The organism is Microvirga sp. GN3, assembly GCF_055792825.1.
In genome coordinates this window covers 1-4,030 of record NZ_JBVVAK010000300.1, presented here as the reverse complement: position 1 = coordinate 4,030, position 4,030 = coordinate 1, and the positions used below count along the sequence as shown (strand labels likewise).

Below are 4,030 nucleotides of genomic sequence, written 5' to 3'. Positions count from 1 at the left end.
CATTGGGGTTCCTTCAGCTGGGGTGCAGTCGAGCAACTCCACCATAGCCGGTCCGCCCAATGACCACCTCATCCCAACACCCGGCGCGTCAGCAAATTTCCACCACTAGCGCGGACTCTACCAGCGGCGGCCCCGAGTAAGACGCGACGGAAAACGCCCCAGCTGAGGGCTGTCTGAAACCTCAACCAGGGCATTTACGGAGGGTAGAGCTCCGCACCGGATCGAGATGTTTCGCGTCTGGCTCAGTGCGAGCATCCCAAGCTGACCAAAGTAAACATTCGGTGTGCTTGAATGGGGTGCCCCAGCTTAAATGAAGTATCACCAAACCTTCGGCCAGGACGCTGGTGGCTCACGTGGGGGCACATGGAAGCCACACGTCAGAGGATAGACCGTTCCAGCGCCCCCTCAACGTCCCAGAAGTCGAAGAATAATGTCCCAGATGCGCCACTCTCGGTATGGGGAGTAGCCTGAACATCGAAGCGCCTTACCGCCTATGGCCTGGAGGATCACAGGCTTTTGCTCATTTCAGATCAAACCCAACGCGGCACGGGCTGTGCTCTCTCGAAGACAGTCAGAAGCATCAACACGTCTGCCAACCGGTGCTTAGTTCTATCTTGCCGCTCCTCTGGGATCAGCTCGAACGAGCAAAGCGATGTGTGTCCCTAGGCAAGCCGGTTCGCGGCGCCTAAGCTTTTATGGGACATGACACGACGTAGGAGCAGTCGGGATGGTGTTGAAGAAGCAGATCCTCGCAATCCAGGATGTCTATGTGCCTGTGAAACGGCGGCAAACCCTGAACCGGCAGAAGGTCGAGACTTTGGCCGAGAGCATGATGGAACAGGGGCAGGAAACGCCCATTCTCGTGCGACCTGACGGCCAGCGGTTTGTCCTGGTAGAGGGGTTGCACCGGCTGGAGGCGTGCAAGGCTCTTGGAGAGACAACCGTGCCGGCCTACTTCGTGCAAGCTCGGAGGCACTGAGCTGTGGCTCCCGCATTGGTCCCCATCGTTTCGGGCGGGGAGGGCAGGGCCATCCCGCCGCAGCTTGCTTTCTCCTGGTACAGCAAGAGTCAGAAGGGCCATCCTCAATGACGAACAATTCGGGCAAGCCGGCTCCTTTGGCTAGGCACAAGCAAGAAAACTGGGATGAAGCCTGCGAGGCATACCTGCTCGAACATGCCCCCGGCTTGAAAGACCACTATGCCGCACAACACCAAGTCTTCCTCCAGATTGAGGCGGACGCACTGCCCCGCCATCCAGACCCAACACTAGATGACATAGCCGCGGCGGAAGCGGCGGAGGCGGCTCTCCCGTCCAGGAAGAGGACAGAAGCTCAACTGCGTCGCAGCTTCGTGCCTCTAGCGGTTCACCTCCCCAGCGAGGTCAAGCGCAGTCGGAAGCGCTTCGTTCAGCGGCATCAGCGCGCATGGAACCGTGCCAACCCGACTCCCTTGACACGGGAGCTTGAGCGAACTCTCACGACAGAGTTCAGGAGGATTTATGGGCAGTGACAGCCAGAGGGCATGCTGTACGCGGGCACAGCACAAGGGCCCATTGCTGTCAGGTATCCAGGCGCGGCCATAATATCGACGATCTCACCAATCCCGCGAACGTGTGAGTTTTCCAAGCTCAGCGATGGATGCATGAGTCATCTGTTCGATCCGGTCGGGAGAGAATGATGCGCCTCAGAGAGCCGTTCCCCTGACGATGACCGCAGCGGCCGGCCCCATGGGCGCCACCAAACGTCATGCACATCGCGGCGAAAACGCCAGTCCCGTCTCCGCCAGGGGTGCGGAGACCTTACAGATCGGAGAAGCCCCGGCAGAGGCTTCGTAACGCCCTGTGAAATCCCAAAGCGGTTGCGACAGGCGGGCCGATCGAGTTCGATCAGACCTCGAATGCCGAGCTTTAGCCAAAATGTTCGTTGCTTAGAACAGCGATCCTAACCGATTCTGGTCCTAAAATAGCATAAGTTACAGTAACATGAAGCCGCGACAACCGCTAAGGTTCCATTATATTGACAGTTGGTTCTTTATAAAGGATAATGTGTTCTGTTTGATGAACACTAGGCAGAGGTTATGGCCGCAACGGCGCAAATCATTGATCTCAACGAAGTGAGGCGCCGACGCCAGGAGGCAGCGCAACCCATGGCGCCGATGCCGACCGTTGTGCCCGGGACTTGGGTTGCGGTATGGTTCTTCGTGCCCGTCTGGGTAGGGAATGCCTGGCCAATCAACCGGTAAGACGAGGTGTCGCCGTGGGAGATGTGCCTAAGGATCATCTCGCCGGCACCCCGCATGAAGCCGAGAGCGATCTCGAGAGTGAGGCTCACGAACTTGCCGAGATCGTCAGCAGCAATCTCAAGCGGCTGCGCCGCTCGCGTGGTCACTCCTTAGAGCGCCTTGCCAACCTCGCTGGCGTCAGCCGCGCCATGCTCAGCCAGATTGAGCTGGGGCGAAGTGTTCCAACGATTTCGTTGTTGTGGAAGGTGGCGCGGGCGCTCAACGTCCCATTTTCGGCGCTGACAAGCCCAGGTACCGGCAGCGGCACGGTTGTTATGCGCTCGAAGGCTGCCAAGATCCTCACCTCAGCAGACGGGAGCTTCACCTCAAGGGCATTGTTTCCGTTCGAAACGGAGCGGCGCGTCGAATTTTATAAGCTCACGCTGGCTGCGCAGTCACAGGAAAACGCCGTCGCCCACGCGGCGGGCACAATTGAGAACCTGGCCGTCGTGGTCGGCGATGTGGAGATTGAGGTCAACGGCTCCATTTACAGTCTGCACGCCGACGACGCGATCATTTTTCAAGCCGACGTTCCGCACATCTACCGCAATCCCGGCCATGTGATGGCGATCATGTACCTGGTGATGTCCTACGTCGAGACGGTCGGATAGTGCGATCCGTGTGCCCCGAGCGGGCGGTGCCGCACTTGGCACGTGCGGCACCACGTCCAAAGGGTGGCCTGTTCAGGCGCTCTTCTTCATCGGCTTGGTCTGCGCGCCCATGGCCGAGCTCATGCCAACCAGCATCATGCCACCGCACATCATCATGCAGGGCATGCCCATCTCCATCATTCGCATCATGTTCTCGCAGCACATCTTGAACATGTCGGCGGACATGCCTTCCATCGGCATCATGGTGCAGGTCATGGAACCGTCGGCGGCCATGTCACAGGACATGCGGCACATCATGCCAGGCATCATCCCGCCCATCATCGGCATCATGCCTGGCATCATTCCGGGCATCCCACCCATCATCGGCATCATCCCCGGCATCATGTTGCCCATCATGGGCATTGCGGCTGAGCTGGTCATCGGTCCGTCTCTCATCTGCGTGTCAGAAATTCGCCAGCGTTTCCGCTGTGTCGAAGAAAAGGATGAGCCCGACAGCCCCCCGCAGCAACGTATCCCGGCGACAAGGCTGCTTCTTTCCTCCAATTTATTGGAGGTCGGGCTAACAGATCGAACAAACCGTCGTTTTATTGGATGCGCCTCAGCTTTAGTAGACAACCTGGGCAGTCGCCTTGTTGCACGAATGGGCGGGTTGGTGCCTTGATCTGGGTGTCATAGGAAGGCTGTGCCCTCCTGATCTCGGATTTCTACCGTGCCGTTCAAGACCAATGCTGCTCGCCGGCACCACATTCCGAGACAGCGGCACCGGGTGACGAACTGGTCCGAATACGATGCCGCCCTGCGCCAACGGGGAAGTCTCATCGTCTGGTTCTCTGACGAGGCGATTGCCACCTGGCGGGCCGAGCCGCGTACGACACGAGGCGGTCAGCCGCACTATTCCGCTCTGGCCATCAGGACAGCGCTGACCCTGCGGGCGGTGTTCCGGCTGGCGCTCCGTCAGACCGAAGGCCTGATTGGCTCGATCCTCCAACTCCTGAGTCTCGATCTGGCCGTGCCCGATCACTCGACTCTGAGCCGGCGTGCCGAAACCTTGGAGGTGCCAAGGCCATGTTCAAACTCCGGAGGACCTGTTCACCTGCTGGTCGACAGCACAGGCCTGCGTCTGTGCGGACCCGGCGAGT

Annotated in this window: 4 protein-coding genes; all 4 read left to right on the top strand. The window is 59.2% G+C overall.

Features of this window, described 5'->3' with window-relative positions; all coding sequences use genetic code 11:
• The first annotated feature begins 727 nt into the window (after nucleotides 1–727).
• On the top strand, nucleotides 728–979 hold the full coding sequence (locus tag ACS5Q1_RS46775; RefSeq protein WP_473104606.1) for a ParB N-terminal domain-containing protein: 252 nt from the start codon (nucleotides 728–730) through the stop codon (nucleotides 977–979).
• A gap of 1,276 nt (nucleotides 980–2,255) precedes the next feature.
• Nucleotides 2,256–2,891 (top strand): helix-turn-helix domain-containing protein, encoded by a 636-nt coding sequence (locus tag ACS5Q1_RS46770; RefSeq protein ID WP_473104605.1) that lies wholly within the window; start codon nucleotides 2,256–2,258, stop codon nucleotides 2,889–2,891.
• Between the two features lie 109 nt (nucleotides 2,892–3,000).
• Nucleotides 3,001–3,552 (top strand): hypothetical protein, encoded by a 552-nt coding sequence (locus tag ACS5Q1_RS46765; RefSeq protein WP_473104604.1) that lies wholly within the window; start codon nucleotides 3,001–3,003, stop codon nucleotides 3,550–3,552.
• Between the two features lie 48 nt (nucleotides 3,553–3,600).
• Nucleotides 3,601–4,030, top strand: a 430-nt coding sequence (locus tag ACS5Q1_RS46760) for a transposase (RefSeq protein ID WP_473104603.1), incomplete at its 3' end; no start/stop codon positions are given.

What these genes read in the sequence shown, in the direction of transcription:
- ACS5Q1_RS46775 (WP_473104606.1), top strand. Translation starts at nt 728, where the DNA reads ATGGTGTTGAAGAAGCAGATCCTCGCAATCCAGGATGTCTATGTGCCT.
- ACS5Q1_RS46765 (WP_473104604.1), top strand. Translation starts at nt 3,001, where the DNA reads ATGGCCGAGCTCATGCCAACCAGCATCATGCCACCGCACATCATCATG.